The sequence below is a fragment of the Gluconobacter sp. Dm-62 genome, from assembly GCF_018256155.1.
Lineage (GTDB): Bacteria > Pseudomonadota > Alphaproteobacteria > Acetobacterales > Acetobacteraceae > Gluconobacter.
Genome location: NZ_JAERLY010000015.1, coordinates 1 through 25,608 on the forward strand (window position 1 = coordinate 1; position 25,608 = coordinate 25,608).

Sequence of the window (25,608 nt, forward strand, 5' to 3'; positions counted from 1 at the left end):
TGGCAGGGCAAAGCCCTCACCGACACAAGGCTCCCCGTCGAAGTCAAACAGCAAAACGCCATCGTCCGAGCCTTTACCCGGTAAAATACCGGATGCGCCTGAACAGGAGACGCAGAATGAAGTCGAAAATGTTTCGTTCCCTCGTTCTTCTGTCTGGTGTTGTCGGACTGACATCTCATGCGATTGCGGCTGAAAGCAGTGCCATTACGGCACCGGGCCCACAGGGAGCTCTGGCCGGGACATTCGTAAACGCGGGCACCGGCAAGCCCGTTGTATTGATGATCCCCGGCTCCGGCCCGACCGACCGGGACGGGAATTCAGCTCTGGGGCAAAAGCCTGCGACGCTGCGGCAGATTGCCAATGGTCTTGCCGCTCATGGAATTTCGTCCGTCCGGATCGACAAGCGTGGCATGTTTGGCAGCAAAGAGGCCGTGGCCGACGGCAATCGCGTCACGATTGCGGATTATGCCGCTGATGTGCGGAGCTGGATTGCGGTTATCCGGGTCAAAACGGCTGCACGGTGTGTCTGGCTGGCAGGGCATAGCGAGGGTGGGCTTGTCGCACTGGCAAGCGTGCAGGGGCAGGCCGACATCTGCGGACTGATCCTTCTGGCCACGCCCGGTCGACCTCTTGGCGAAGTCATGCGGGCGCAGCTTCACGCCATTCCTTCAGCACAGACTGTCCTGCCGCAGATCAATGCGGCTATTGATGCGCTCGAAGCCGGCCATCACGTGGATGTCCAGACGCTGCACCCGGGTCTGCGCGGCGTGTTTCATCCGCTGGTGCAGGATTTCATGATCGATCTGTTCCATCATGATCCGGCGGCTCTGCTGAAGGCGTATCATGGGCCGGTTCTGATTGTTCAGGGTGGTGAGGATCGCAAGGTCAGTCCGACTGAAGATCTGCCGTTGCTGAAAGCGGCAGATCCGCAGGCGCAGGTCGTCCTGCTGCCGAATGCGATCCACCCGCTGGCAGATCTGGGCGCTGCTCCATCTGCGGATGGATCGCTCCCGCTCGATGGCGCAGTGGTGCCTGATATTGCAGAGTTTGTTCTGAAACATTGACCCCAGCCCCGTGTGATCACACATCTGGGAATAACGGAGGATCAGACATGGCAGACGGCGGACATCCCGCAGAGGATTATCTTCGACCGAAACTGCAGGCCCTGATCTCAGACGGTGTGCGGGCCGGGTTCCCGCAGGATGAAGTCATTGCGGTCCTGATTTCCCTGCTGGATGAGGGACCTGAAGAAGACGGGGAGATGACATGAGCGATCCATATTCGGTACTGGGCGTTTCGAAAACGGCGACGGACAAGGAAATCCGCAGCGCGTACCGGAAGCTGGCCAAACAGTACCATCCGGATCACAACCCGGACGACAAGAAGGCTGAAGAGCGCTTCAAGTCGGTCGGTCAGGCCTATAATATTGTTGGCGACAAGGAAAAGCGCGCCCGCTTCGATCGGGGCGAGATCGATGCCGACGGTCAGGAACGTGGCCCCTTCGGCGGCGGTGGTGGATATGGTCCAGGCGGTCCACGTCCGGGCGCACAGGGCTTTCAGGGCGGGTTCAATCAGGAGGACCTTGGGTCTTTCTTTTCGGACATGTTCAGTGGCGGCTTCAGCGGTGATTTCCAGCCGGGCGGTTCTGGTGGCCGTCGTGCGTCCAAGGGATCTGACCGTCGCTATGCCGTGACGATCTCGTTCCAGCAGGCCGTTCTGGGAACATCTCTTGATCTGGCACTAGGCGAGGGGGGACATACCGAAGTTCGTATCCCGCCAGGTGTGGAAGACGGACAGACCCTGCGCGTGCGTGGCAAGGGTGCTCCCGGGCGTTCAGGCATGGACGGCCAGCCGGGTGTGGCCGGTGACGCGCTTCTGACGATCACCGTCACACCCGACAGCCGCTATGTTCGCGAAGGACGCAATTTGCGCATCACGCAGAATCTGGACCTGAAAACGGCCATTCTGGGTGGCAAGATTGCCGTCTCGACCCCCAAGGGGGATGTTTCGGTCAAGATCCCGAAGCATTCCGACAGCGGCAAGGTCCTGCGTTTGTCCGGCCGTGGGATCGGGGGCGATAAAAAGCATCCGGCCGGTGATCTGCTGGTGACGTTGCAGGTCCATATCGGTACTGTCTCCCCCGAGCTGGAGGCCTTCTTCGGCCAGCAGGAGAGCTGAAGACATGGGGATGGTGCGTCGCGTCCGGTCGAGACTGCCGGAATGGCCGTGGAGTGACATCATCGGCGGAATCGTGGCGCTGATCTTCGTGGTGGCTCTGGGCATCATCAGTACGCACGCACTGATCCTCGCCGGGGAATGGCATTTGCCCTAAGATGCGGCCCGTCTTCTGGTTTCTGACGGGCTCTGCATGACCGCTTCCTCTTTTTCTCCGGTCGGCGCTTCTGCGCCGGGACTGCGCCGCAAGGCCTTTACGGTCGTTCTGGCCATCGAACTGTGGGAGCGGTTCGGATATTACGGCATGCAGGCCGTCCTGACACTGTTCATGGTCGAACAGCTCAGGATGACCGATGTCGCTGCCAATCTGATGATGGGCGCCTTCGGGGCACTAACGTATATCACCCCTCTGCTTGGCGGCTTTATTGGAGATCGCGTGCTGGGCGCGCGGCGAACCACGGTCATGGGAGCTCTTCTGCTGACCGGTGGCTATGCCCTTCTGGCCGCAGCGTTGCAGTCCCATACATTGCTTCTGGTGGCGATGGCGCTGATTTCCACGGGAAACGGTCTATTCAAGCCCAATGCCGGAAATCTGGTACGCCGGATTTACAAAGGTGATGACGCCGCGCTCGACGCTGCATTTACGCTCTACTACATGTCCGTCAATGTCGGCTCGACAGTTTCCATGCTGCTGACGCCCTGGTTGCAGATCCATTATGGCGCGCCTTTTGCATTCGCGACATGTGCCGTCGGGCTTGGGATCGGACTGCTTTATTACGTATTGCGGTCCGGCTGTCTCGACGCCACCACTCCTGCTTTCGAAAAACAGCCTGTGCCGCTGCGCAGGTTTGGGCTGGTCGGGGCCGGTCTCGTCCTGCTGACTGTCTTCAACGCATGGATCCTCGGCAGCGATACGCTGGCCCGGCTTTGCGTCATTGCAGCGGGAGCGACCCTCGCAGCGATCTGGGCAGCACTCTATGTGCGGGCACCGAAAATCGAACGTCCGGGGCTGCGGCTGACCTATATGCTGTGCCTGCAAGGGACGATCTATCTTGTTTTCTACCAGCAGATGATGACGTCCCTGACGCTTTTTGCCCTTCGTGGCGTTTCGGGAGACTACCGCATTGGCAGCCTGACGCTGTTTCATATGTCTGCGGGGCAGTTTCAGGTTCTCAATTCCCTGTGGATCATGGCGCTCAGTCCTCTGCTGGCGTTTCTCTACAACCGGATGGGACAACAGCAGAAGCAGACCTCCCATGCCCGCAAGATGATCCTTGGGTATGCGATGGTCGCGCTTGGATTTGCAGTATGGTGGACAGCCGCCGCCCATGCCGACGGATTGGTGTCTCCCTGGGTCATGGTGGTGGGATATGGCTGCCTGTCTCTGGGCGAACTTCTGACAATCGGTCTGGGGCTGGCCGTCGTCGCCTGTTACTCCCCCCCCAGGCTGAGTGGCTTTATGATGGGTGCGCTCTACCTGCTGTGGGGCATTGCCATGTATGTGGGCAGTCTCATCGCCAATCAGGCCGCGCTGTCTCCGGAAGTGATCGCCGGGGGAGGAGGCACTTCACTGTATGCCGGGCTTTTCCGGACGCTGTGTGAAATTGCAGCGGGACTTGTGGTGATCCTGCTCTGCCTTGAGCCCCTGACTCGGCGATGGGACCGCGAACACGCAACTGTGATCGGGCAATAGAGGCCACGGAAACTGTAGCGTTAAACTTTTTGTAATCCGGGAGAAATCTCAGGATAAAAAAATCGCGTCAGGTGTCCAGTCTGTGTCGATGACGACATATTATGAAAACTGACGTCTCTCGCACTCTATTCTGGACTGTTTTCGGACTGTATGACATTGGCCAGCCGCACAACCATGCGCGGGCGGCTGCACTGGTGTCACAGGGAGACGGTTTGGAAGATGGGGAAGCTCGGACAAGGTTGGACGAAAACGCTGTGGATGGCCTCTGCCATGACAGCGGTGCTTCCCGGCATAACTGCCGTCGGACATGCCCAGACAACACCGGCAGGCATCGTGGACGGTCACCAGAAAGCGGCTGCCCGGACCAGTACGGCAACTATGGGCACGCCGCAGATCCGGACGAAATCCATTTCTCCCGTACCCCAGCTCGTGAAGCCGACCCCCGCAGGCGTTAAGCCGGTGGCCAGCACGTCTGACACCACGGAAAACCGTTTCTTCCCGGCATCGTTCCACGACTGGCTGACCCAGAGCACCATGACCGGTGACTGGGGCGGCTGGCGGACCTGGCTGACAGACAAGGGCATCAACATCGGCGGACACTATCTTGAGGATAGCGCTGGCAACCCGATGGGCGGCAAGACGAAGGCCGTGCGCTATGCGGATGAGTTCGGCATCAATGTCGACTTCAACCTCAAGAAGCTGACAGGCCTGAACCTGGGTATGTTCCACACGCTGATCACGGCCCGTCAGGGCCTTGGCATCGGCGCCACGCTTCCGGCGATGGACAGCCCACAGCAGATCTTTGGATCGGGCGAGACGGTGCGTCTGACGCGTCTGTCCTGGGAAATGCCCTGGAACCGGTATGTCTCGACCGAGGTCGGTGAGATCAACACCGAGAACGATTTCGAGCAGTCATCCATCTACTGGGGCATGAGCCAGTACTGCCAGTTTGAATCCAACGCGATTTGCGGCATGCCGCAGTCCATCGCGATGAACTCGGGCTATGGCTGGTATCCGACAGCTCATCCAGGCGCATGGGTGAAGTTCTACCCGGCCGGGAACGACCATTATCTGGTGCAGTTCGGCGCGTATTCGATCGATCCGACGATCTCGAACACGCATAACGGCTGGAAGCTGAACCTCCACGACGCCATCGGAACCTACATCCCGTTCCAGCTGGGCTGGCATCAGGGCGGCAAGGACGATTACAGCGGCCCGCTCCAGACCAACGTCAAGATTGGCGGCTACTGGGATACGTCCGAAGTCAGTGACGTCTATTCCAAGCTGAGCATGTTCTCCGTCCCGGCGCAGTATCTGCTTTCGGCGCCAAGCGAAAAGGTCCGCGGCCGGTTTGGTGGCTGGTTCCAGTTCGACCGGATGCTGGAGCGTGACGCAGGCGATCCGAACCGCGGCACGACGCTGTTCACGTCCTTCACCTGGGGCGATCCGCGTACGTCCGTCGCACCGTACTTCATTACCTGGGGCGTAACCCGTAAGGGCACGTTCCGCAGCCGTCCGAACGACACGATCAGCATCGGCATGAAGATGCTGTGGGTGAACCCGAAGCTGACGAACTGGGTGCGTCAGGTTCAGGCCGCCGGTGGCACCAACATCTACAAGCCCTCGGGTGAACATGCCCTCGAGCTGAACTATGGCTGGCGTCCGACGCCATGGCTCGTGATCCGGCCGGGTGCGCAGTATATCTGGAGCACAGGTGGCACGAACCGCTACAAGAACCCGCTGCTTCTGGATTTCGAAACGGGCATCACCTTCTGAAGTGTCCCGATCGGAAAGACCGGACATGAAAAACGCGCCGCTCCTGCAAGGGAGGGCGCATTTTTCGTTTTCGGTGGTGTGAGACGGATTACAGATCCGTCGTGAAGGAGAACTTGAACGTCCGCGGCATGCCCTGCATCAGATAACCGTTGAAGGCCGAGGACCAGTAACGCGTGTTGGCCAGGTTATCGACACCAAAGCGCAGTGTGACCGGCGTGTGATGCGTCACGAACGTATAGCGGCCTGCCAGATCAAAGCGCGTCCAGACCGGGATATGCAGCGTGTTGGCGGTGTTGACCCACTGCTTGCCGGTGTTGACCACGCGGCCCACGACCGTGGCGCCCTTGAGGAACGGCAGATCGTATTCAAGATTGCCGTTGATCGTGTAGTTCGGTACGCCGATGGCCGTATTGCCGTCCTGAAGACCGCCTGCCGTATGGCGTAGATCAGCCTGAATGAGCGTGCCGCCGCCATTAAAGCGCAGGCCGGGCAGGATCTCGCCATTGAGCGTCAGTTCGATGCCGCGATTGCGTTGCAGCCCGTCTTCGCGGAACGTGAACTCTCCTGTATTGCCAAGTGCGACGGAATAGGCGTTGGGCTGTGAAATCTCATAGACGGCGAGGGCGGCGCTGAAGCGGCCCGTGTCGTATTTCGCACCCACTTCATACTGCGTGGATTTGTAGGGCGGGAAGATCTCGCCCAGATTCTGGACATTCCCGCTGGCGGTCGGTCCCTGTGACAGGCCCTCGATCCGGTTGAAATACAGTGAGGTCCGATGCGTCGGATGAATGACCAGCCCGACCACCGGTGTGATGGCGTCCTGATCATAATGGCTGTTCATCGCACCCTGGCCGGTCGTGCTGTAATTGTACCCCAGGATGTGCATGTTCTGGTACCGGAAGCCCCCTGTCAGGGCGACGCGGTCATGGAAGAAAGACATCGTGTCCGAGAAGAACAGACTGTACAGGCGCGTGCGGCTGATCGTCTGCGGATCGTTGACGACGCCACCGACGAAGGTCTCCGCCGGGGCGGCAAACTGCGGCGTGTTGTAGATGTTGGTTGTACCCGGGGTCAGGGCCATCGTGTAGGCGGCGGCGCTGTCTTCCCACAGGCCGGACCCACCGGCATTGATTTCGTGGCGGACCGGGCCTGTGCGGAAATGGGCGCGGACGCCGGCGCGGGTGCTCTCATTGGTCTGATCGTAAGGCACATACATCGCGCCCGCCGTACCTGCCCCCGTGGTGGGGTCGGTGACGGTCGGGTTGGAGTAGTTGCCCTTTTCGTTGCTGGTCAGGGCCCCAAAGGCGCCATAAAGCGTGATGTTCTTCGTCAGATCATGCTCGACATTCAGCATGCCGAAGACGTAGTTCAGATCGTTATACGCCCAGCGCTGCCCGAAATTATGCGACGGCGCGACCGGGCGTGGGACGGATGTGACGGCGCTGCCAAGGAAAATCGCCGGACGGCCACCGTCCACCCCCTGGTTCTCGTAGTCGATATCCATGGTGACGCGCGTGCGGTTATCGCGGTCATGCCAGTCGAAATCCGCGCCGAGTGTCGTGGAATGGCGGTATTCGTCCGTCACGGCATCTTCGCCGCTCTTGCCCGCAACGTTCAGGCGGACACCAAAAGCCTTGTCCTCACCAAAACGCCGACCGACGTCGATGCTCCCGCCGCCCATGGCGCTGCTGGTGTAGTCGCCCGTAATGCGGGTGAGGGGGGCATTGGTTGCATGTTTGAACAGCAGGTTGATGTTACCGCCAATAGCCGATCCGCTCGGCGCTGCGCCGTTAAGGAACGCGCTGGCGCCATTGAGCACCTGTACCTGATCATACAGCTCAGGCGAGACGAGCTGGCGGGGCGTAATGCCATACAGGCCATTGATCGAAACGTCGTCTCCGTTCACGGCGAAACCGCGGATGACGAACATTTCCGAAAAATTGCCGTAGCCGTAGGTTGTGCGAACGGACGGATCGTTCTCCAGCACTTCGCCCAGTGTCTGGGACTGCTGGTTGAGGATCAGGCTGGAATTGTAGCTGCGGATGTTGAACGGAACATCCAGCCCCTTTTTGTTGCCCAGTGCCCCAAGCTGTCCGCCGCTGCTAACCTGCATCTGGTCCCGCCGTCTGGCGCGGACGACGATTTCTTCATCAGGAGTAAGCTTCTGTGCCTCTGGAGCTGCCTTGGCAGCAGCGGTCGTTGTGGACGCTGGAGCCGTTGTCGGTGTGGGATCAGCGGCAAGAACGGGAAAAGCTGTTCCCGTCAGAAGCAGACAGGACAGGCGCGCAACCCGAAGAGGGCGCAGGAGAGGTGCAGGAAGCGATGCGCGCACGGAAACCTCGAAACAATGGACAGTCTGGCGCGTTATTACGATAATGCGATTTATTCGCAACTAAATTATGGTGGCCGAGTGTAACCGCACATAAAAAAACGGGACCCGACCGGGCCCCGCTTTGCAAAAACTCAATGCGTTTTGAAGGTCAGAGAACGACGGTGAACTGAATGCCCAGAACAGCGGCATCGTGAAACGTCGTCGTAGCACTGGGACGCTGGATGTACTGGAAGTCCGGCTGGATCGCCATCGCCCGTGCGACATGCGCGGAATAGAACAGTTCGTACACGTTCTCATGGCTCTGCGGGCCATAAACAGCGCCCCACTGGTTATCCTGATAGGGCAGGCCAAGGGCCAAAGACGATTCCTGCTGCAGAGCGGCCGTGTGGCTCATGTCGAAATGCTGGTACATCGCACCAACCGTATCAAGCGGACGGCCCCATGCGGAACCCGTATCCACCAGACCGGCCCATTCATGGTCGCGCATCGCGACGGTCTGGCCATCGCTGTACATCGCGCCGGCAAGGGCGATCAGGCCGTTCGTGTTGCCCGGGCCATTGCGCATCAGCATCTGGTCGATCATGAGCCATGCGCTGTTGCGGCCGGCTTCGTAGCGACGCGGCTGACCCGTGGCCTGCCAGGAATTGCCGTGAATGTCCTCGTACAGGTTCACATAGCGCGAGTTGTCATAGGAATAGCCAAGGACGTAGTGGCCCTGAAGCTGGTTGTGCCCAAAGCGCGGCGTCCAGCCGATTTCAACCGGAGTGGAGAACTTGCCGAGGCCAGACTGCGCCCAGGACCAGCCCGAGATACCGCCGTTATAGGAATGCGGGCTCACGGCAAAAAGGCCTGCCATCACATAGGTGTTCATGGTCGGCATCACGCGCACCACGGCGCCCAGATTGCCCGACGGCCAGTCACGGTTGCCTTCGGTATATTTGTTCGGGGCTGGATTGCCGCACATCGCGACGTTCATGAAGTCACAGAACAGCGGTGAGGCAGCGAAGAAACTGCCGACCGGGATCCAGCCCGCGCTGACATCAATACGGTTATGAACGAAGGTCGCCTCGCCATACATCGCGACCATATGGGCCACCACGTTGCCTCGGGCACCATAGATCTGCTGCACACCCGCAATGGAGTCGCCGAAATTGCGGGAGACGCTCTGTCCATGACCGTTGACGACAAGGGTGTGGGTCCAGAAGTTCCGGATACCCGCCAGCTTGTCCCAGTCAACGTCGAGTTCGATACCGACCTGGCCAGCATCGGAATAGGCGCGCTGTTTGCCGCCCGTGACGTTGCCTGCAAATTCCTCGTTGATGGCCGCCATGAGGTGGATGCCATGCTTGAGCAGCCAGGGCTGCACGCCGCCCCAGTCACCAAGGAAATGCTGTGTGCCCATGGGTGCGGAAAAATAGGGTCCCGGGTCACCCGCCGTCTGGCCGAACCCCGAGACGGTGTTCTGCATGATGGGGGTGTTGTTCCCGCCATTGGCAGGTGTTTCGCTGCTCTGTGGGGCGGGCGCCAGGGCCGCGGCGCGGGAAACGCGGGCTTTGGCGCTGTTGGGATCAGGCGCGGACTGCGCCTGTGCATGATCGGCGGTGACCGCCAACGCGGAAACGGAAAGGAGCCCCATCAGGACAGACCGCAGGTGTTCGGAACGGATTCGGGAAGAAGTCCGGGCGAAAGAAGCGAGTACAGGCATGAAGCGGGCAGGGCCTTTCAGAAGTGAGTTGGTGAAACGGGAAGCTGGCGGTCGTCCAGAGCCTTGAAAAGCGATGTGCCCCTGGAGATCCGACCAGAGTCGATACGCGTTTCGCAAGCATGTGGACCCGCAGCGCCAGTGTCGAAAAGGAGGCGCCGCCGGGGTTCGAGGGTAATGAACGTATTGTGCCGAAAGATGTTGCTCCGGCAGGGCTTCGGAGGAAGATTTGCCAAAGCCGGGAAGTCCTGTAGCGTAAAAATCAGAGTTTTTCTCATTTTTTTCATTACAGGAGATTGCCAGATGTCCCTTCGCTCCCTGCTGGCCCGGAGTTTTCTGGGCGTTTCACTCGCCACGGTGTCTGTCACTGGAATGACTACCACCGAGCATGCTTTCGCCGCCATCCCGGCATCAACTGTTCCGCTAAAGTTGATGACTGTGGCCGTTCAGGGCAACAGTCGCGTCCCGACAGCCGATATTCTTCAGGCATTCGGATATCACGCTGGCGACATGGTCACGCGCAATGATCTGAGTGCCGCACAGAAGCGGGTGGGCGATCTTTATTCGTCGCGGAATGTCGGAGCCAGTCTGGGTGAGCAACTGCGGATTTCCGGCAAGGGCGTGTCGGTCAAGCTGGTCCTTGAGGAACAGGCTGCAGGGGCAGCGGTCCAGCCAACGGCTCTGGTGCTGGACAAAGTGGAGTTCCAGGGGAACAAAAAGGTCTCGACAGCGGATCTGGAGGCAGCAACCAAGCTGCGTGCAGGCAGCCCGATTTCAAATGAGCTGCTCTCTGCGGACCAGCAGGCCATTCAGGCCCTGTACAAGAGCAAGAATGTAGGCGCCTCGTTCCAGCCGCAGGCGACCTACCCGAACCATGACCAGCATGTCGTACTTGTCTGGACGATCCACGAACAGGAGAAGGCTGCGAACTGACGCAGCCTGATCCCTGAAATGCCGCTCAGCCCAGCGTATCGGGGTCGAGCGGCTGTGGCGTGAGAATTGCGGGCAGATAGAGCGGGTGCTCTGGACGCCCGCTCTTGCTCAGACGCAGGGCCGTGACGGTGATACCATGATGGCCAAGCAGCCGGGCGACGTCGGTCCCTCGTGCGCGCAGCCCCTTGGCCTGCGGGGAGCCGTAAGCGAGCACGACCAGATCTGCCTGCCGGGCCATATCCAGAAGATAGTGGTCGTTTTCCGGCCCAACAGGATCGGGAACTTCCAGCAGTCGCTTCTGGTCCGTACAGCGATAGGCGAAGCTGTTACCAACGAACATCCCGCCGTACCCCCAGGCACGGGCGTAACGCTGGCATTTGGCGACGGTGCGGTCATCACCGAATTCGGTCGCTACTGACGGATTCATCATCAACCACATGACCATGGGACGGCTGTCATCCCAGACCCGGCGGAGGGTGTAACGATAACAGTCCTGCGGACCGCCATAAACAGCAGTGCTGCGGACATCTCCGGCCAGCTTCAGGGGGCTTGAATCGCCGACATGATGCTGACCGAAAAGGTCACGGGTGGCTGACAAAGAGCGTGTACTCACGGAGTCTTCTTAAGGGCTTTCACTGCGGCGAGAGCCCGTGAGACATGTTCGTCAGGAGACATCGAGGCGTAGCTCATGGCCACATGCCCATCCTGCGCGATCACGTAGGACGTGCGGCTTGCCATGTGCAGCAGAGGCATCTTGGCGGCATAACTGCGTGTGATCTTGCCGGTCGGATCGGCTGCAACCGCAAAGGCGCTGCGGCATTCACTGACCGAAAAGCGGTCCAGCTTGTCGATCGGATCCATGGAAATACCGATGACAGTGGCTCCCTGTGCCTTGAAGTCAGGAATCGCGTCCGCAAATTCATGGGCTTCGATTGTGCAGCCCTTGGTGAAGGCCGCCGGATAGAAATACAGGACCACGGGGCCGGTCTTGAGAGCATCGGCCAGATGATACGTGAACTCGTGCCCTCCTAGGCTGGCAGGCGCCGAGAAATCCGGAGCATGGGTCCCGGTTTCAAGCGCGGCATGAGCCGGAGTGGTCGTCAGGGCGCCGGCGAGGGCGACAGCGCAGAAAGCGGTCGTTGCAAGAAAGCGGCGCATCAGGGGTTTGTATTCCTGTCAGAGAAGCGGGCCAGCAAGCCAGCCCGGCGAACGGATCAATATGCGCCGGGCGGAACCACGACGCAGGGAGAACCGTGCGACAGACGACGGCATGCTGCAACTGCATTTTCATGCGTCAGACCCGTCAGACGTGCGCGATAGAGATGGGCACGGCCTCCCTTGACGCTTTCCACCTGCGATCTGGCGGATGCCACAACAACGCCACCCTTGCTGTGGGCCGCAGATGTAGCAAGGCTGGCCTGACGGGCATTGGCAAAAGCGCCGACCTGAATAGCCCAGTTTCCGGTGGCTGCCACAGGCCGTGACGGCGCGGACGTCGCAGGAAGGGACATGTGGTACTGGGGTCGGCTGGCAGGCATGACAGCCATGATCGGCTGGGGCTGCAGATGATGCCCGATCGGGATTTCCTGGGCCGTGACACGGTTATCCGCGACGTCATCGGCCGCGACGGAAGCCTGTCGGACGGGAGGGCGCTCAGGCGTGGGCGCATAGCCCCGGGCGGCCCAGGCAGCGCTGATGCTTGTCGGCGCTTCCGACCCCGCGGCGGAGGCAACCTGCACCGGTGCCGTTTCGGGTACCGTGGCTGGCGCCGGCTCGGCAGCGGCATCCTCAGACGTGCTTTCGGCGGCTTCCCGATGGTTCCAGGCTGCGCTCACAGCCTGTCGCTCTGAGGGGGACGTAACAGGTGTTACGTCAGCAGGCGGGGTATTCTGGGCCAGCATGACCTGGGAATTGGGATCGTGCTGCGCGACCAGAAGATCTGCGGCGGAACGGCTGTGGGGCGCAATGCCAGCGATATGAGGCCCGATAGCGGCAACATAGCGGCGCGTTTCACGGGGCAGTGGTCGTCCGCGACGGAGATAGCGGTCAAGGCTGCCAGGACCGTCATTATAGGCGGCCAGAAAGCCGGGAGATCCATAGATATCATACATCTGCCGGAGATAGGCTGTCCCCGCGAGGATGTTATCATGCGGATCGTAGGGATCTTCGCCCAGTCCGAGCTGCTGGCGCATGTCATCATAAGTCGGAGGCATGAGCTGAAGCAGTCCCATGGCGCCCGGGGTCGAGGTAATGAAATTACCGCTGTGATCGAAAAGATGCCCCCCCGATTCCTGCTGCATCACCGCCCGGATCCAGGCCTCAGGCACGTCGAAGCGACTGGAGGCTTCCTGAATGTACGGGCCCCAGGGGTCGCCGGGAGGACCCGGGGGGGCATAATAGGATTTTGCATGGGCCCGGTAGTTGGCCGCTTCCTGTGATACCGGAAGTTCCGAAGACGACCCCATATCAGCATTGTTGCCGGCGCAGGCAGCAAGCAATCCAACCAGACCGAACGCAGCACCCGCACGGATGAGAGACAGGGTGCGGACAGGGGTCCGGAACGGAAAGACGGGTCTGGGCATCGGGTCGTGGCACCTGAGGAAAACTTGTCTCAATAGACCAAGCATACACGGGGATTACGGCGAAACTAGGAAAAAGGGCTCCACAGACCAGATTTTCTGACGAAGAATTGTTCCCGCGACAGAGTGTGATGAAGATTCATTTCCCGAATACGAACTTCACTGCCGCGCCTTCTTGCCGGAGCAGGGGGGATCGGGTAGGCGGACGATATGAGTGCACCTTCTCCAGCATCAGATGCCACCCGGGACGAAGCGCCGCGCAGGCATACCAGTCGGGACACTCCCCGTGGCAGTCCTGCCGCCAGGGCCTGGGCTGACTGGAAAGAAACGCGGCGTCTGTGGAGGCTGGGTGTCAGGCTGGGCTGGCTCGATATCCGTCTCCGGTATCGTGGTTCTGCTCTGGGGCCGTTCTGGCTGACCATCACTTCAGCGCTGATGGTGGCCTCAATGGGCGTGCTCTACAGTCGGCTGTTCCACATGCAGCTCGCGACCTATCTGCCCTTCCTCTCACTGTCGCTCACCCTGTGGAGCGTCGGGCTTTCAAGCCTGATCCAGGAATCCTGCACCTGCTTCCTCGATGCGGAAGATATGGTGCGATCAGTACAGCTGCCGCTCCTGCTGTATGCGGTCCGCGTCGTGGTCCGCAATGCGATCGTGTTTGCCCATAATATCGTGGTCCCGCTCGCCGTATTCGTCATTTACCATCTGTGGCCCGGGATAAATGCCGTTCTGGCCATTCCTGCACTTCTCCTGTGGGCTCTGGACGGGTTTGCCGCCTGCATGCTGTTCGGATCGCTCTGCGCGCGGTTCAGGGACATCACGCCGATCGTCGGTGCGCTCCTGCAGATCGTGTTCTATGTGACACCGATCATCTGGATGCCGCAGCAGCTGGGGGCAAAAGCCTCCCTTCTGCTGCTCAATCCGTTCTATCCCCTGCTGGAAATCGTGCGTGCGCCCCTTCTGGGTCACCTGCCGTCCCTTCAGGTCTGGGGGATTGCGCTGACACTCAGCGTGGTGTTCTGGGCGATCGCCATACGATCATTCATCAAGACGCGGGCGCGTCTGGTATTCTGGATCTGACATCATGGTTCACATCCACCTTGACGAGATCTCCCTGTCTTTTCCGGTCCTGCATGGCAGTTCCCGCTCCCTGAAAAAGACCCTTCTGGCACGTGCGAAAAGTACGGTGGCTGCCCGAACCGGAGCGGTCGGCGGCAGAATGCGTATCAGCAATGATTCATCCGAGGTCGTGGAAGTTCAGGCCCTTTCCGATGTCAGTTTCAAAATTTCCGGAGGCGAGCGGGTTGGTCTTGTCGGGCACAACGGTGCCGGTAAATCGACCCTTCTCAGGCTCCTGGCCGGGATTTACGAAACGGGTGAGGGGGTTCTGGACATCGTTGGGGATACCCACGCGCTTATTGACCCGAATGCCGGCATGAATGGCGAACTGACGGGGCGGGAAAACATCCAGCTTTTCGCCTGCAGAATGGGTATGGGGCGTACTGCAACACAGGAGCTGGAGCGGGACGTTGAGGCGTTTTCAGATCTGGGAGCATTTTTCGATCTTCCTGTCCGGCTTTATTCCTCCGGCATGTCTGTCCGGCTGGGATTTGCCCTCGCAACCGTGCCACGCCCCCGAATCCTGCTGATGGACGAGTGGTTCATGGCCGGGGACCAGAAATTTCAGGACAAGGCCAAGGCCCGTCTGGAAGGCATGGTCGACGCAGCAGACATTCTGGTCGTGACGTCTCACGCGCTTTCGATTCTCCGGCAGTGGTGCACGCGCATCATCTGGATGGAGAGCGGGGAAGTGCGCATGGACGGTCCGGCAGACGATGTGCTGGACGCCTATGAGGCCGCGCTGGCAGTCATTCCTGTTTAAGCCAGACATGCAGGCGGTGGAGTTGGTATCCCGCCGGGCGTGAGGTAGGCTCCTGCCCGGTTTTACATTCAGGGAGACAGTTCATGTCTTATGCCGCCATTGATGCAGCACGTGTCGCCAAAGCGTCCGAGTCCGCTCTGCTGACCTTATCAACCGTGAAGGAAACGTCTGAAGCGCATCAGCGCAAGACGATCATGATCGAACGCATTCATGCCCTCGCCAAGGCTGCCGCCGAGACGAAGGACTGCAACGCCATCACGCTGACATCCGAAGAATTCTGGCTGATTTCCAAGAACTGGTAACAAACACAGGGCGGAAGGGCAGAAGCTTTTCCGTCCTCAGCCGCTATAGGACGCGAGCTCGATCAGATTGCCATCGGGATCGCGGCAGTAGACGGACGTGATCGGACCCAGCGCGCCCAGACGCGCCACAGGCCCCTCGACGATCTCCACGCCACATTTTTCCAGATGCCGGATGATATGTTCGCTGGCGATGGCTGTCGTAAAGCACAGATCAGATGTGCCCGGCGCCGCATCCCCCGCTGTATCCCAGCCCTCGGAGCCTTCAGGGCGCAGGTTGATTTTCTGGCCGCCAAAGCTCAGGGCAACACGGTTGTTGCGACCGTATTCCTCGATATCCATCCCCAGAACACGCTGATACCACGATGCAGACACGGTCCGGTCCCGGACAGTCAGCACGATATGGTCAAGGCGATCGACGGTGAAACGCATGGGGATCCCTCATGAGAGCGACATTCCGGCCAGTATAGGCCGGAGAAACACTGTCTGGCTAATCCGTTTTACGACATCCCGGAAGAAGCGCCCTCAGGTCGGAGGACGCTTGCGGAAGGCCGCCAGGCTAACAACTTCCGCATCTTTCTTCACATCGTCGTCGGATGCCGTGTCGGGCTGGACGTCCGGATGATGGGCCGGATCGATATCGTCAGGCTCCACGGCCCCGTCGGGGATCTCAATGTCTTCATCATCTTCAAGCGGTGAATGATTGAAGCGCAGCGCCATGCGGATATGCGGGTCGGCGAATGCCGTGATGGCGTTCACCGGGATGCACAGGATGCTGCCGACGCCACCGAAGGACAGGCCCACGGAAATCACACCCTTGTCGCGGTCCAGTGCCAGATCCCAGAACTGGTGCTGCAGCACGATGGTCATTTCTTCTGGATACTGCGCGCGCAGACGGGCCGGGATGATGACGTCCGGGCGGTTCGTGCGGAATGTCAGATAGAAATGGTGGGCGCCCGGCAGGCCTTCCGCCGCGACATGCTCGATCGCACGCAGCATGACTTCGCGATAGGCGTCTTCCACCCAGTCGTCATAGGGAAGAAGGCTCTCGGGAAGGTCGTGCTCGAAGCCGTCCTGGCCGTTGTGATCGTCGTCGCTCATGGTCGCAAGCCTGATGTTTCGGTCAACTTGCATCAGGGATGCGACAGACCGGCGCGGATGGCAAGCCGTCTTTGTTGTGAATGTCGGGGACATGATGAGGTGGGAGGGCTTCTGTTGCCCGGTGCCCTCCCGAACCGCGCTTATCGCTTATGCAGCGACAGCGAGCACCTCTGAGTTATCGTTGGCACTTGTAAGTTTAGCCCGATGACGGTGGTACAATACCGGGCAAAAGATAAGTCTTTACCGTGCGCGTCGAGCCTGTTTCGTCCCCACAGACCCCTTTTGCGAGGGGTTTTTCTATGGTGGAGACGCCGGGCACTGCCCCCGGGTCCACAACACTTATTCCACTTACCGTTTATCGCCATAGCCGGGGACGAACCCCTTGCATTAATGAACATAGGAGTGCTGCTGGTCGCTCGCAAGGGAAAAGGCGGTCACGAAAAAAATTAAGCGCCCGGAATCGTGTCAATCCGATTCATTCGGATGACGGGGGAGGAAAGCCCATGCTAAAGCCGCCGCCATGGCACTGACATCCGAACAGCGCGCCGAGATCGAAGCTCAGCGCAGCGAACCCCAGCTCACGTCCCGTCCGACCGTGGCGGCGATGGAAAACCTGCTTTTCACACCTTTCGAGGTGCTGGATCATGGCTTCCTGCGCGTCGTCGACTATATGGGCGACGACGGCGCCGTCGTGCAGGCAGCACGGGTGTCTTATGGCCGCGGCACGAAGAAGGTGTCCGAAGATGCCGGGCTGATCCGCTATCTGATGCGCCATCGTCATTCGACGCCGTTCGAAATGTGCGAAATCAAGTTCCATGTGAAGCTGCCCGTCTTTGTGGCGCGTCAGTGGATCCGCCATCGCATGGCGAGCGTGAATGAGTATTCGGCGCGCTATTCCATTCTGGACCGCGAATTCTATCTGCCCGCGATGGATCAGGTTGCCGCGCAGAGTAGTTCAAACCGTCAGGGACGCAGCGACGCCCTGGATGCTGATACCGCGCATGAGGTTCTGGAGATCCTGCGTCGGGATGCCAGCCAGTGCTACGACGATTATGAGAGCCTGCTGAACCCGGAAGGCACGGGGCTGGCACGTGAACTCGCACGCATCAACCTGACACTGAATACCTATACGCAGTGGTACTGGAAGATCGACCTGCACAATCTGATGCACTTCCTCGCCCTTCGGGCCGATCCGCATGCGCAGTATGAAATCCGCGTCTATGCGGAAAAGATGATCGAGATCCTCAAGGCCTGGGTCCCTGCGACCGCCGCCGCTTTCGAGGAATATCGTCTTGGCGCGTTCACGCTTTCGGCCGGAATGCTGAAAGTGGTGCGTCGGCGTCTGGCCGGCGAGACGGTAACGCAGGAAAACTCGGGACTGACCAAGCGCGAGTGGTCGGAAATGGTGGCGGTTCTGGATGGTGCATCCTGAACCTGGCCCCGGCCCAGCCGGAAGCGATCTTGAACGGTTGATGCTCGAAGCGCGCGAAGCGCAGGCGGCAAATCCCGTTAAAGGTGAATCAGAAAAACCGCCCAATCTGTTATTCTGGTCTGTGGTGGCCGGAAGTCTTGTTCTTGCGTCTATTGCCATCCATTTTTTCTGGCCAGCGTCATAAAAGATTTGGCCCTGTAAAAGGTAAGTAAAGACGGAGTCTCTAATCTGTTTTTACCCAAACAGGCTTTATGAGAGATTCATGCCCGGTTGATGTGAATTTCGTCACATCCCGGCCCAATCTTTTTACAAACAGAGTTATCCACAAGGTGGCGGGGCTTGTTCAGAGGGTTCCGATTCGTTCTTTCCTGCGCCCGTGGAAAAATAAGTCTCTGATTTCAGGCGGTAATTTCCGTTACGAATCGCAGAGAAAAACGAGATTCCGCTCCAAGTCTGTCAAGTAGATTTTCGGAATACCCACATTCCACCCTTCGCAAATCCACTACTTGTGCATTACTGATCGCGGGAGATGATTTTTGCTCCTGCAGGGAAACTGCAAGCGATTGCACGAACGACCTCAGCCAGAGCGTCATTTTCAGCTCATGCGAGAACGTGAAGATGTTCTGAAAGAAATCTGGTGCCGGGTGAGGGATTTGAACCCCCGACCTTCGGTTTACAAAACCGCTGCACTACCACTGTGCTAACCCGGCATCGGCAGTGGGGCTTTTTCCATGTCCGGGCGTATCAGGTCAAGCGCCGGAGAACGATTCTTTGTTGCTGACCAGGAATTTAGTGCGGGATGGGTGTGATCAGGTCTGCCGGTGGCGGGAGGTGCTGCGAGTCTTTGGTGAAGCCGTAGCCGTCTGGCGAAAGGCCCCGATGCGTGACCGTCTGGGAGCATCCTGCCAATGTCAGGCAGGCACCAATCAAGAGAATACGGATCATGACCGCTCTTTCGTGTTGTGTTGGGAGGACAGCGCGCGGGTAACGGCCTGCGCAAGCCTCGTATAGGCCTGGGCCGCTTCGCTCTCAGGTGCGGAGAGGATGATCGGGGTGCCTTCATCGCCGCTGGCGCGGATATCGGCCAGAAGCGGGATCTCAGCCAGAAACGGAACTCCCATCTTTTCGGCTTCGGCCTTGGCGCCCCCGTGCCCGAACAGTTCCGTGCGATGGTTGCAGTTCGGGCAGCAGAAATAGGACATGTTCTCGACGACGCCGAGGATCGGGGTTTCCATCCGCTCGAACATCGCCACGCCACGCCGCGCATCCAGCAGCGCGATATCCTGAGGCGTGGAGACAATAACCGCCCCACCGGCAGCCAGCTTCGGGCCGAGCTTCTGGGCCAGCGTCAACTGGGCGTCTCCAGTGCCGGGCGGCATGTCGATCACAAGAACGTCGAGCTTCCCCCATTCGACTTCACCCAGAAACTGCGTCAGCGCGCCCATGACCATCGGCCCACGCCAGATCATGGCCTGGTTTTCATCCACCAGATAGCCGATGGACATGCTCTTCAGGCCCCAGGCTTCGATGGGAAGGATCGTGCCATCCACGACTTCAGGGCGGGTGTTGCGTCCCAGCATCCGGGGCAGGGAAGGGCCGTAGATATCCGCGTCCAGAAGTCCGGTTTTCAGGCCTTCCCGCGCAAGGCCGACCGCAAGATTGACAGCCGTGGTGGACTTGCCAACACCGCCCTTGCCTGATGCAACGGCAATGACGGCTTTGACGCCGGGCAGCAGTGTCTCGGGCGCGTGTCGGCTCGCGGCATTGCGGCGCTTGTCCCCCAGATTGAAAGGGCGGTGTCCGCCCCCCTGAGCAGGGGCGTTGGCCGCGGCGAGCGTGGCCGGCCGGTGAGACGTGAAGGACAGAGTGGCGCCCGTGATGCCCGGCAGGCTCGCAATGGCCGCCTCGACGCGCGGCCGCAGGGGTTCCACGCGGGAAGCGTTGTCACGTGACGTCGCCAGAGAGACATGCGCGTGGCCATTGCGAACAGACACACTCTCCAGCGCGGCAAAGGACAGAACGTTCGAACCCTGACCGTCCTGCTCGCTTTTCAGAATGTCGGTGATGCGGGTTTCGGCATTGGGAGCATTCGTCTCGGGGGAGCCGGGCGGCATGTCGTTCGGGGGCGTGGTGTCAGTCATGCCAGGCTCTCATCAGGGAAAATATCGTATTGGAAAGGACTCTGAGCCTAGCATGGCCGGGTCGAAAACGCATCCTGAACGGCAGGATGGTGACGAAGGGCCACGTTCTGCGTTAGCGTGCGGGTATGAAAAACCTGTCTGCCCGTTCCGGCGCCCGTCGTGCTGCCCGTCTTGCTGTTTCCGGTCTGGCCATGTCCCTTGCTACGGGATGGGGCGTCAGTGCTGCTCCGGCTTTTGCCCAGAGTGCTTCGCCGGTCTCAAACCAGCCGTCTTCGGTGCCGACACCCGCACCGCGTTCCGTGCCGTCGAGCTTCGCGGATCTGGCCAACAGGCTGCTGCCGTCTGTCGTGAACGTCTCGACATCAGCGGTTCTCAAGCCTTCGAAAAACGACGACAAGGGCCCGGATTTCAGCGATCCGGACGGCCCGCAGGTGCCTCCGTTCCAGCCGGGTTCGCCGCTGGAAAAGTTCTTTCATGACTACATGAAGCACAAGCCCGCCCCGAACCATCCGCCGCGTCGTCAGCAGGCGCTGGGGTCGGGATTCATCATCGATGCGTCCGGCATCATCGTGACGAACAATCACGTGATTGAAGGGGCGGATCAGGTCAGCGTCACGCTACAGGACGGGACCGAAATGCCGGCCCGGATCGTAGGCCGGGACAGTCAGGTCGATCTGGCCGTGCTTGAGGTCAAGCCGAAGCATCCGCTCCCGACCGTTCCGCTTGGACATAGCGACAAGGCCCGGATCGGCGACTGGGTTCTGGCGATCGGCAACCCCTTCGGCCTGAACGGCACCGTGACGGCCGGTATCATTTCCTCGCGCGGACGAAACGTCGAACATGGCCTGTATGATGATTACATTCAGACCGACGCCGCCATCAATCGTGGCAACTCAGGTGGTCCGCTGTTCAACCTGTCTGGCGAAGTCATTGGCATTAACACACTGATTTATGGCGGTGCGGGCGGCGATTCCATCGGCATCGGCTTCGCCATTCCGGCCGATGACGCACGTGGGATCATCGACCAGCTTCGGCGCACGGGGCATGTCTCCCGTGGCTGGATGGGGCTGAAATTCCAGGATGTGACGAACGACATCGCCGAGACGCTCGATTTCCACAAAGCCGACGGCTCCAACGGCAAGGGCACGCTGATTTCGGAAATTGATCCGAAAGGTCCGGCCGCGAAAGCCGGGCTTGAGGTCGGCGACATCATTACCCGCGTCGGCGATCAGGACGTGACCGGCCAGACCATGCCGCGCATCATCGCCTCCATTCTGCCGGGAACGCAGGCGCAGTTAACGGTGTGGCACAAGGGTGCGCTCAAGACGCTGCCGATCACGCTCGGCCAGTCGCCCACGCCGCCGGATATGCCACCTTCGGATACGCACCAGCCGGAACACCGTCATGCGGCTCTGGGGGAAATCGGTGTGACGGTCAGTGCGATCGATGCGGACGCCCGGACACAATACGCCCTGACCGACGACCAGCGCGGTGTGCTCGTCTCTCGTGTTGAGGCCGGAAGCCCCGCCGCATCGCGCGGTATTGCGGAAGGCAACGTGATCACGCAGGTCGGGCAGGACCAGATCAACACACCGGATGATTTTGCCAAGGCCGTGCAGCGTCTGCATGAAAGCAAGAAGACGGAAGTGCTGCTGCTGGTTCAGGATGATGACGGGCTGCGCTGGGTGCCGGTGCCCTTCCTTGGGAACTGAGGCCGTCCCCCTGCGCTGAAACCTGCCATGAATGTCCTGACACGCCTGAGCCGGAAATGGCTGTCCGTGCCGCCCCGAAACAGCAGATGGCGCGAAGTAATGCGCCCCGCAACCCGCCAGACCATCCGCGTTCTGGTGTCGGTTGTGGTCGCGTGGATCGTGGGTTCGCTCATGCATCTGCAGGAAACGATCTGGGCGCTGGTGACGGCGCTGATCGTCACCCAGTCCAGCATCAGCCAGACCATGACGACGGCACGGGATCAGATCAGCGGCACGCTGATTGGCGCGCTGGCGGGTGTCTGCGCGGTGGTGCTGGAAATCACGACGGGCCTGCGCTGGATTCCGTTCTGGATCATGCTGGCCCCGCTGGTGTTCCTGACAGCCATCCAGCCGACGCTGCGTTTTGCCTGTATCACGCTGATGATCGTGTACCTGTTTCCCAGCCAGGGCAGCCCGTTCCTGCCCATGATCACGCGGCTTCTGGCAATCGTGGTCGGCGTGGCGGTGTCGATCGTCGTGTCTTTCTTCATCCTGCACAGCAGCGCGCGCAAACAGGCCTTTCATACAGCCGCGCGTCTGTTGCGGCGCATGGATCAACTTCTGAAGAGCGCGCTTGACCAGGATGTTGGATGGGCGGCCATCGAACGCCAGAACGATGATTGTGTGGCATTGCTGGCCGAGCTGGAAGATGCCGTAACCGAGGCCCGGCGCGAGCGCCTGAAGGAGCTGGAAAAGCGCGATCCTGTTCTGGCCGCCCTCCCGCGCCTCATGCGGCGCCTGTTGAACGACACGATGCTTGTCGCGCGTGCCATCGCGACGGGCCGTGCAGCAGGAAATACGGGATTATTGCCCTTGTACAAAGGACTGAGCCACGCGCTTCGTGCGCTGGCACATAGTTGTGAAGAGCAACTCGCCGCCAGAAGCAATCAGCACGAACAGCAATCCGAAGACGAGGAAATCCTGGATCTTCTGCCCCGTCTGGAAGAGCAGACCCGACCTGAAATGCGCTTTGTGATGTCCCTGTTCCGCGAGGATCTGGAACGCGCCGTCGGGGTCATCATGCGTGAGGACGCCAGCGCCGTAAAAGGGCTCTGACACGGTCTTTCAGCAGCCGTTGTCAGGACTGCAAACAGGCTGCTGTTGAAACCGTCATTCGGCTTTTACGTTGTTCAGGGGCTATGATGGCACATGCCCGGCCTTGTCGGTCCCCGTCAGCGACCGGCCCGAAACCACGGAGAATTCCATGATTACGCGCGAAACCCTCAAGTCTCTTCCTGCCAATGTCCAGGCTCCTCCCTACGACATCGACGGGATCAAGCCGGGGATCGTGCATTTCGGAGTGGGCAATTTCTTCCGGGCGCATGAAGCGTTTTATGTCGAACAGATCCTTGAGCACGCACCGGACTGGGCCATCGTCGGTGTTGGCCTGACAGGCAGCGACCGTTCGAAGAAAAAGGCTGAAGAATTCAAGGCGCAGGACTGCCTTTATTCCCTGACGGAAACAGCCCCGTCCGGCAGAAGCACGGTGCGCGTCATGGGTGCCCTGCGCGATTACCTGCTGGCCCCGGCCGATCCGGAAGCCGTGCTGAAGCATCTGGTCGATCCGGCCATCCGCATCGTCTCCATGACGATCACGGAAGGCGGCTACAATATCAATGAGAAGACCGGGGCATTCGATCTGGAGAATGCGGCAGTAAAAGCTGACCTTCAGAATCCGGAAAAGCCATCAACCGTTTTCGGATACGTCGTCGAGGCGCTGCGTCGTCGTCGTGATGCCGGGAACAAGGCCTTTACGGTCATGTCCTGCGACAACCTGCGCCATAACGGCAATGTCGCCCGCAAGGCATTCCTCGGCTATGCGAAAGCACGTGATCCCGAACTGGCAAAATGGATCGAGGAAAACGCGACTTTCCCCAACGGCATGGTCGATCGCATCACCCCGACCGTCTCCTCAGAAATCGCCAGGAAACTGAACGCAGCCAGCGGACTGGCGGATGACCTGCCGCTCGTCGCTGAAGATTTCCACCAGTGGGTGCTGGAAGACCGGTTCGCCGATGGCCGTCCGCCGCTTGAGAAGGCAGGTGTGCAGCTTGTCGATGACGTGACTGATTGGGAACACGTCAAAATCCGGATGCTCAATGCCGGTCACATCACGCTCTGCTTCCCCGGCATTCTGGTCGGGTATGAGAATGTGGACGAAGCGATCGAAGACAGCGAACTGCTCGGCAATCTGAAAAACTATCTCAACAAGGATGTCATCCCGACGCTGAAGGCCCCCGCTGGCATGACGCTTGAAGGCTACCGGGACAGCGTCATCAGCCGCTTCTCCAACACCGCGATGTCCGATCAGACGCTACGGATTGCGAGCGACGGCTGTTCCAAGGTTCAGGTATTCTGGACAGAAACCGTACGTCGGGCGATCGAAGGCAAGCGTGACCTGTCCCGGATCGCATTCGGGATTGCGTCCTATCTGGAAATGCTCCGTGGCCGGGACGAAAAGGGCGGGGCGTATGAATCGTCCGAACCGACTTACGGCGAAGCCGAGAAGAAGCTGGCCAAGGCTGATGATTTTGAAAGTGCCCTCAAGCTCCCCGCCTTCGATGGCTGGCGCGATCTGGACACCTCGGAGCTCGACCAGAAGGTCATCGCTCTGCGTAAGGTGATCCGCGAAAAGGGTGTGAAGGCCGCCATTCCGGCCTGAATCCCACTTTCGAAAACATAAAAAACACCGCGTCCCGTAAAGGGCGCGGTGTTTTTTATGAAGAAATCTTCGAGATAACGGTCAGATCTGTCCCATGAGGACAAGAATCACGACGATGACCACGATCAGGCCAAGGCCGCTGGATGGGTAGTAGCCCCATTTTGAGCTGTACGGCCATGATGGCAGCGCACCGATCAGCAGGAGGATCAGGATTACAAGAAGGATCAGTCCCATGGCACATCTCTCTTGCCGGTTGAGACTGCTTTACGCTTCTGGATGACTGAAAGTTTCCGTACGGTTGCGAAAGATCAAAGCTGCCGGTCGCGCTTGATGCGGTCCCAGGCTGCATTGATGCGGGCAACCCGGTCCTGCGCACGCTTGCGCTCGGCCTCGGACATCGGCTTCTGGGCCAGAACATCCGGATGGTGCTCACGGATGAGGGTGCGCCAGCGGATACGGACTTCGGTATCACTTGCGCTGCGGGTAATGCCGAGAATGCGATAGGCATCCGGCTCGTTGCCGCTGGCAGCGCGGCTGTTCCCGCTTTCCGCCCGGTCCCAGGCCCCCGCTGGCAGACCAAAAGCCCGATGCACGCGCTGAAGAAAATCGACTTCCTTGGGATGCAGTTCGCGGCTTGGGCCCGCATCGGCACGGGCAATCCGGAACAGCGCCGTCATGAGATTTTCAAGCGGCGCGGTGTTATCGGCATAGGCCTTGCCCATCTCGCGGGCATACATCTCGAAATCGTCCGTCCGGTCGCGGGCGCGATCGAACAGCATGCCGACTTCCTTGACGTTATCGGGCGGGAACTGGAAGCAGGTTTTGAAAGCGTTGATTTCGTGCCGGTTCACCGGTCCATCGACCTTGGCGAGCTTGGCGCACAGGGCAACGAGTCCAATGGCATAAAGCTGGTCGCGCTTGCCAAGAGCCGCTGCAATCTTGGCAGCACCAAAGAAAGCGGCGCTATTGGGGTCGGGACGGCCGTTCGCAGGAAAACGCTCGCTCCACCCACCCGTAGAGGGCTTGAGTAGCGAACCGTTATCGGCAGCATGCCCCAGCGCTGCGCCCATCAGTGCTCCGAAAGGACCACCAACCGCGAAGCCCGCGACACCACCGAACATCTTGCCCCAGATAGCCATCCCTTCAATCT

General features: G+C 59.8%; 25 protein-coding genes, 1 tRNA gene and 1 other RNA gene. 14 read left to right on the forward strand and 13 right to left on the reverse strand.

Annotated elements, in window-relative coordinates; all coding sequences use genetic code 11:
* Positions 1-116: 116 nt before the first annotated feature.
* From JK202_RS12585 to JK202_RS12610, 6 genes are all read left to right on the forward strand, one after another.
* Complete coding sequence (locus tag JK202_RS12585) at positions 117-1,064, forward strand: alpha/beta hydrolase (protein ID WP_211561576.1); 948 nt, start codon at positions 117-119, stop codon at positions 1,062-1,064.
* A gap of 47 nt (positions 1,065-1,111) precedes the next feature.
* Positions 1,112-1,270: a hypothetical protein gene (locus JK202_RS12590; RefSeq protein ID WP_211561577.1), complete on the forward strand. Its 159-nt coding sequence runs from the start codon at positions 1,112-1,114 to the stop codon at positions 1,268-1,270.
* Complete coding sequence (locus tag JK202_RS12595; RefSeq protein ID WP_211561579.1) at positions 1,267-2,178, forward strand: DnaJ C-terminal domain-containing protein; 912 nt, start codon at positions 1,267-1,269, stop codon at positions 2,176-2,178. Before JK202_RS12590 ends, JK202_RS12595 begins: the two co-directional genes overlap by 4 nt.
* Positions 2,179-2,182: 4 nt before the next feature.
* Positions 2,183-2,332 (forward strand): hypothetical protein, encoded by a 150-nt coding sequence (locus JK202_RS12600; RefSeq protein WP_211561581.1) that lies wholly within the window; start codon positions 2,183-2,185, stop codon positions 2,330-2,332.
* 36 nt (positions 2,333-2,368) lie between these two features.
* Positions 2,369-3,868 (forward strand): peptide MFS transporter, encoded by a 1,500-nt coding sequence (locus JK202_RS12605; RefSeq protein ID WP_211561583.1) that lies wholly within the window; start codon positions 2,369-2,371, stop codon positions 3,866-3,868.
* Positions 3,869-4,087: 219 nt separating this feature from the next.
* Complete coding sequence (locus JK202_RS12610) at positions 4,088-5,644, forward strand: carbohydrate porin (protein ID WP_211561585.1); 1,557 nt, start codon at positions 4,088-4,090, stop codon at positions 5,642-5,644.
* 88 nt (positions 5,645-5,732) lie between these two features.
* Here JK202_RS12610 and JK202_RS12615 read toward each other — a convergent pair whose 3' ends face one another.
* The gene (locus JK202_RS12615) at positions 5,733-7,976 is read right to left on the reverse strand and encodes a TonB-dependent receptor (RefSeq protein WP_211561588.1); all 2,244 of its coding nucleotides are present in this window, start codon (positions 7,974-7,976) and stop codon (positions 5,733-5,735) included.
* A 148-nt stretch (positions 7,977-8,124) separates the two neighbouring features.
* Positions 8,125-9,681 (reverse strand): carbohydrate porin, encoded by a 1,557-nt coding sequence (locus JK202_RS12620; RefSeq protein WP_211561590.1) that lies wholly within the window; start codon positions 9,679-9,681, stop codon positions 8,125-8,127.
* 300 nt (positions 9,682-9,981) lie between these two features.
* On the opposite strand from JK202_RS12620, the gene JK202_RS12625 reads away from it, so the two are divergent.
* Positions 9,982-10,611: a POTRA domain-containing protein gene (locus JK202_RS12625; protein WP_211561592.1), complete on the forward strand. Its 630-nt coding sequence runs from the start codon at positions 9,982-9,984 to the stop codon at positions 10,609-10,611.
* 25 nt (positions 10,612-10,636) lie between these two features.
* Here the strand turns inward: JK202_RS12625 and JK202_RS12630 are convergent, their stop codons facing one another.
* The 3 genes from JK202_RS12630 to JK202_RS12640 are packed head-to-tail and all read right to left on the reverse strand — an operon-like array spanning position 10,637 to position 13,193.
* Positions 10,637-11,224, reverse strand: a complete 588-nt coding sequence (locus JK202_RS12630) for a DUF1643 domain-containing protein (protein WP_211561594.1) — start codon at positions 11,222-11,224, stop codon at positions 10,637-10,639.
* Entirely contained in the window at positions 11,221-11,769 is a 549-nt protein-coding gene (locus tag JK202_RS12635; protein ID WP_211561597.1) for a peroxiredoxin, read from the reverse strand. Before JK202_RS12635 ends, JK202_RS12630 begins: the two co-directional genes overlap by 4 nt.
* A 56-nt stretch (positions 11,770-11,825) precedes the next feature.
* Positions 11,826-13,193, reverse strand: a complete 1,368-nt coding sequence (locus tag JK202_RS12640; RefSeq protein WP_211561599.1) for a lytic transglycosylase domain-containing protein — start codon at positions 13,191-13,193, stop codon at positions 11,826-11,828.
* 207 nt (positions 13,194-13,400) lie between these two features.
* Here JK202_RS12640 and JK202_RS12645 point away from each other — a divergent pair, with 207 nt between their 5' ends.
* The 3 genes from JK202_RS12645 to JK202_RS12655 all read left to right on the forward strand — a co-directional run bounded on the left by JK202_RS12645 (position 13,401) and on the right by JK202_RS12655 (position 15,374).
* Positions 13,401-14,270 (forward strand): ABC transporter permease, encoded by an 870-nt coding sequence (locus JK202_RS12645; protein WP_211561601.1) that lies wholly within the window; start codon positions 13,401-13,403, stop codon positions 14,268-14,270.
* A gap of 4 nt (positions 14,271-14,274) precedes the next feature.
* Complete coding sequence (locus JK202_RS12650) at positions 14,275-15,072, forward strand: ABC transporter ATP-binding protein (RefSeq protein WP_211561603.1); 798 nt, start codon at positions 14,275-14,277, stop codon at positions 15,070-15,072.
* 83 nt (positions 15,073-15,155) lie between these two features.
* Positions 15,156-15,374, forward strand: a complete 219-nt coding sequence (locus JK202_RS12655; protein WP_211561605.1) for a hypothetical protein — start codon at positions 15,156-15,158, stop codon at positions 15,372-15,374.
* A 36-nt stretch (positions 15,375-15,410) separates the two neighbouring features.
* Here JK202_RS12655 and JK202_RS12660 read toward each other — a convergent pair whose 3' ends face one another.
* The 3 genes from JK202_RS12660 to ssrA all read right to left on the reverse strand — a co-directional run bounded on the left by JK202_RS12660 (position 15,411) and on the right by ssrA (position 16,898).
* Positions 15,411-15,803 carry a VOC family protein gene (locus JK202_RS12660; protein WP_211561607.1) on the reverse strand — a complete coding sequence of 131 codons (393 nt, stop codon included), beginning with the start codon at positions 15,801-15,803 and terminating at the stop codon, positions 15,411-15,413.
* Positions 15,804-15,896: 93 nt separating this feature from the next.
* Positions 15,897-16,472 (reverse strand): SspB family protein, encoded by a 576-nt coding sequence (locus JK202_RS12665; protein ID WP_211561609.1) that lies wholly within the window; start codon positions 16,470-16,472, stop codon positions 15,897-15,899.
* A 98-nt stretch (positions 16,473-16,570) separates the two neighbouring features.
* Positions 16,571-16,898: a transfer-messenger RNA gene (gene ssrA, locus JK202_RS12670) on the reverse strand.
* Between the two features lie 94 nt (positions 16,899-16,992).
* On the opposite strand from ssrA, the gene thyX reads away from it, so the two are divergent.
* On the forward strand, positions 16,993-17,904 hold the full coding sequence (gene thyX, locus JK202_RS12675; protein ID WP_211561611.1) for an FAD-dependent thymidylate synthase: 912 nt from the start codon (positions 16,993-16,995) through the stop codon (positions 17,902-17,904).
* Positions 17,905-18,539: 635 nt separating this feature from the next.
* Here thyX and JK202_RS12680 read toward each other — a convergent pair.
* From JK202_RS12680 to JK202_RS12690, 3 genes are all read right to left on the reverse strand, one after another.
* Positions 18,540-18,614, reverse strand: a tRNA-Thr gene (locus JK202_RS12680).
* Positions 18,615-18,693: 79 nt separating this feature from the next.
* Complete coding sequence (locus JK202_RS12685; RefSeq protein WP_211561613.1) at positions 18,694-18,849, reverse strand: hypothetical protein; 156 nt, start codon at positions 18,847-18,849, stop codon at positions 18,694-18,696.
* Positions 18,846-20,045, reverse strand: a complete 1,200-nt coding sequence (locus JK202_RS12690; RefSeq protein ID WP_211561615.1) for an Mrp/NBP35 family ATP-binding protein — start codon at positions 20,043-20,045, stop codon at positions 18,846-18,848. The genes JK202_RS12685 and JK202_RS12690 overlap by 4 nt, the downstream gene beginning before the upstream one ends.
* A 125-nt stretch (positions 20,046-20,170) precedes the next feature.
* Between JK202_RS12690 and JK202_RS12695 the strand changes: the two genes are divergently transcribed.
* The 3 genes from JK202_RS12695 to JK202_RS12705 all read left to right on the forward strand — a co-directional run bounded on the left by JK202_RS12695 (position 20,171) and on the right by JK202_RS12705 (position 24,458).
* Positions 20,171-21,757: a Do family serine endopeptidase gene (locus JK202_RS12695; RefSeq protein ID WP_211561622.1), complete on the forward strand. Its 1,587-nt coding sequence runs from the start codon at positions 20,171-20,173 to the stop codon at positions 21,755-21,757.
* 27 nt (positions 21,758-21,784) lie between these two features.
* Positions 21,785-22,852 carry an aromatic acid exporter family protein gene (locus JK202_RS12700; protein WP_211561624.1) on the forward strand — a complete coding sequence of 356 codons (1,068 nt, stop codon included), beginning with the start codon at positions 21,785-21,787 and terminating at the stop codon, positions 22,850-22,852.
* A gap of 148 nt (positions 22,853-23,000) precedes the next feature.
* Positions 23,001-24,458, forward strand: coding sequence for a mannitol dehydrogenase family protein (locus JK202_RS12705; protein ID WP_211561626.1), 1,458 nt, complete (start codon positions 23,001-23,003; stop codon positions 24,456-24,458).
* 81 nt (positions 24,459-24,539) lie between these two features.
* Here the strand turns inward: JK202_RS12705 and JK202_RS12710 are convergent, their stop codons facing one another.
* A complete protein-coding gene (locus tag JK202_RS12710; protein ID WP_077803360.1) occupies positions 24,540-24,692 on the reverse strand; it encodes a DUF3309 family protein in 153 nt (50 codons plus the stop codon).
* Positions 24,693-24,766: 74 nt separating this feature from the next.
* The gene (locus JK202_RS12715) at positions 24,767-25,597 is read right to left on the reverse strand and encodes a TerB family tellurite resistance protein (protein WP_211561627.1); all 831 of its coding nucleotides are present in this window, start codon (positions 25,595-25,597) and stop codon (positions 24,767-24,769) included.
* Between the last annotated feature and the right edge of the window lie 11 nt (positions 25,598-25,608).

Excerpts from the sequence above, each read along its gene's own strand:
- JK202_RS12585 (WP_211561576.1), top strand. The coding sequence starts at position 117 with ATGAAGTCGAAAATGTTTCGTTCCCTCGTTCTTCTGTCTGGTGTTGTC.
- JK202_RS12590 (WP_211561577.1), top strand. The coding sequence starts at position 1,112 with ATGGCAGACGGCGGACATCCCGCAGAGGATTATCTTCGACCGAAACTG.
- JK202_RS12595 (WP_211561579.1), top strand. The coding sequence starts at position 1,267 with ATGAGCGATCCATATTCGGTACTGGGCGTTTCGAAAACGGCGACGGAC.
- JK202_RS12600 (WP_211561581.1), top strand. The coding sequence starts at position 2,183 with ATGGGGATGGTGCGTCGCGTCCGGTCGAGACTGCCGGAATGGCCGTGG.
- JK202_RS12605 (WP_211561583.1), top strand. The coding sequence starts at position 2,369 with ATGACCGCTTCCTCTTTTTCTCCGGTCGGCGCTTCTGCGCCGGGACTG.
- JK202_RS12610 (WP_211561585.1), top strand. The coding sequence starts at position 4,088 with ATGGGGAAGCTCGGACAAGGTTGGACGAAAACGCTGTGGATGGCCTCT.
- JK202_RS12620 (WP_211561590.1), bottom strand. The coding sequence starts at position 9,681 with ATGCCTGTACTCGCTTCTTTCGCCCGGACTTCTTCCCGAATCCGTTCC.
- JK202_RS12625 (WP_211561592.1), top strand. The coding sequence starts at position 9,982 with ATGTCCCTTCGCTCCCTGCTGGCCCGGAGTTTTCTGGGCGTTTCACTC.
- JK202_RS12635 (WP_211561597.1), bottom strand. The coding sequence starts at position 11,769 with ATGCGCCGCTTTCTTGCAACGACCGCTTTCTGCGCTGTCGCCCTCGCC.
- JK202_RS12640 (WP_211561599.1), bottom strand. The coding sequence starts at position 13,193 with ATGCCCAGACCCGTCTTTCCGTTCCGGACCCCTGTCCGCACCCTGTCT.
- JK202_RS12645 (WP_211561601.1), top strand. The coding sequence starts at position 13,401 with ATGAGTGCACCTTCTCCAGCATCAGATGCCACCCGGGACGAAGCGCCG.
- JK202_RS12650 (WP_211561603.1), top strand. The coding sequence starts at position 14,275 with ATGGTTCACATCCACCTTGACGAGATCTCCCTGTCTTTTCCGGTCCTG.
- JK202_RS12655 (WP_211561605.1), top strand. The coding sequence starts at position 15,156 with ATGTCTTATGCCGCCATTGATGCAGCACGTGTCGCCAAAGCGTCCGAG.
- JK202_RS12660 (WP_211561607.1), bottom strand. The coding sequence starts at position 15,803 with ATGCGTTTCACCGTCGATCGCCTTGACCATATCGTGCTGACTGTCCGG.
- JK202_RS12665 (WP_211561609.1), bottom strand. The coding sequence starts at position 16,472 with ATGAGCGACGACGATCACAACGGCCAGGACGGCTTCGAGCACGACCTT.
- thyX (WP_211561611.1), top strand. The coding sequence starts at position 16,993 with ATGGCACTGACATCCGAACAGCGCGCCGAGATCGAAGCTCAGCGCAGC.
- JK202_RS12685 (WP_211561613.1), bottom strand. The coding sequence starts at position 18,849 with ATGATCCGTATTCTCTTGATTGGTGCCTGCCTGACATTGGCAGGATGC.
- JK202_RS12690 (WP_211561615.1), bottom strand. The coding sequence starts at position 20,045 with ATGACTGACACCACGCCCCCGAACGACATGCCGCCCGGCTCCCCCGAG.
- JK202_RS12695 (WP_211561622.1), top strand. The coding sequence starts at position 20,171 with ATGAAAAACCTGTCTGCCCGTTCCGGCGCCCGTCGTGCTGCCCGTCTT.
- JK202_RS12700 (WP_211561624.1), top strand. The coding sequence starts at position 21,785 with ATGAATGTCCTGACACGCCTGAGCCGGAAATGGCTGTCCGTGCCGCCC.
- JK202_RS12705 (WP_211561626.1), top strand. The coding sequence starts at position 23,001 with ATGATTACGCGCGAAACCCTCAAGTCTCTTCCTGCCAATGTCCAGGCT.
- JK202_RS12710 (WP_077803360.1), bottom strand. The coding sequence starts at position 24,692 with ATGGGACTGATCCTTCTTGTAATCCTGATCCTCCTGCTGATCGGTGCG.
- JK202_RS12715 (WP_211561627.1), bottom strand. The coding sequence starts at position 25,597 with ATGGCTATCTGGGGCAAGATGTTCGGTGGTGTCGCGGGCTTCGCGGTT.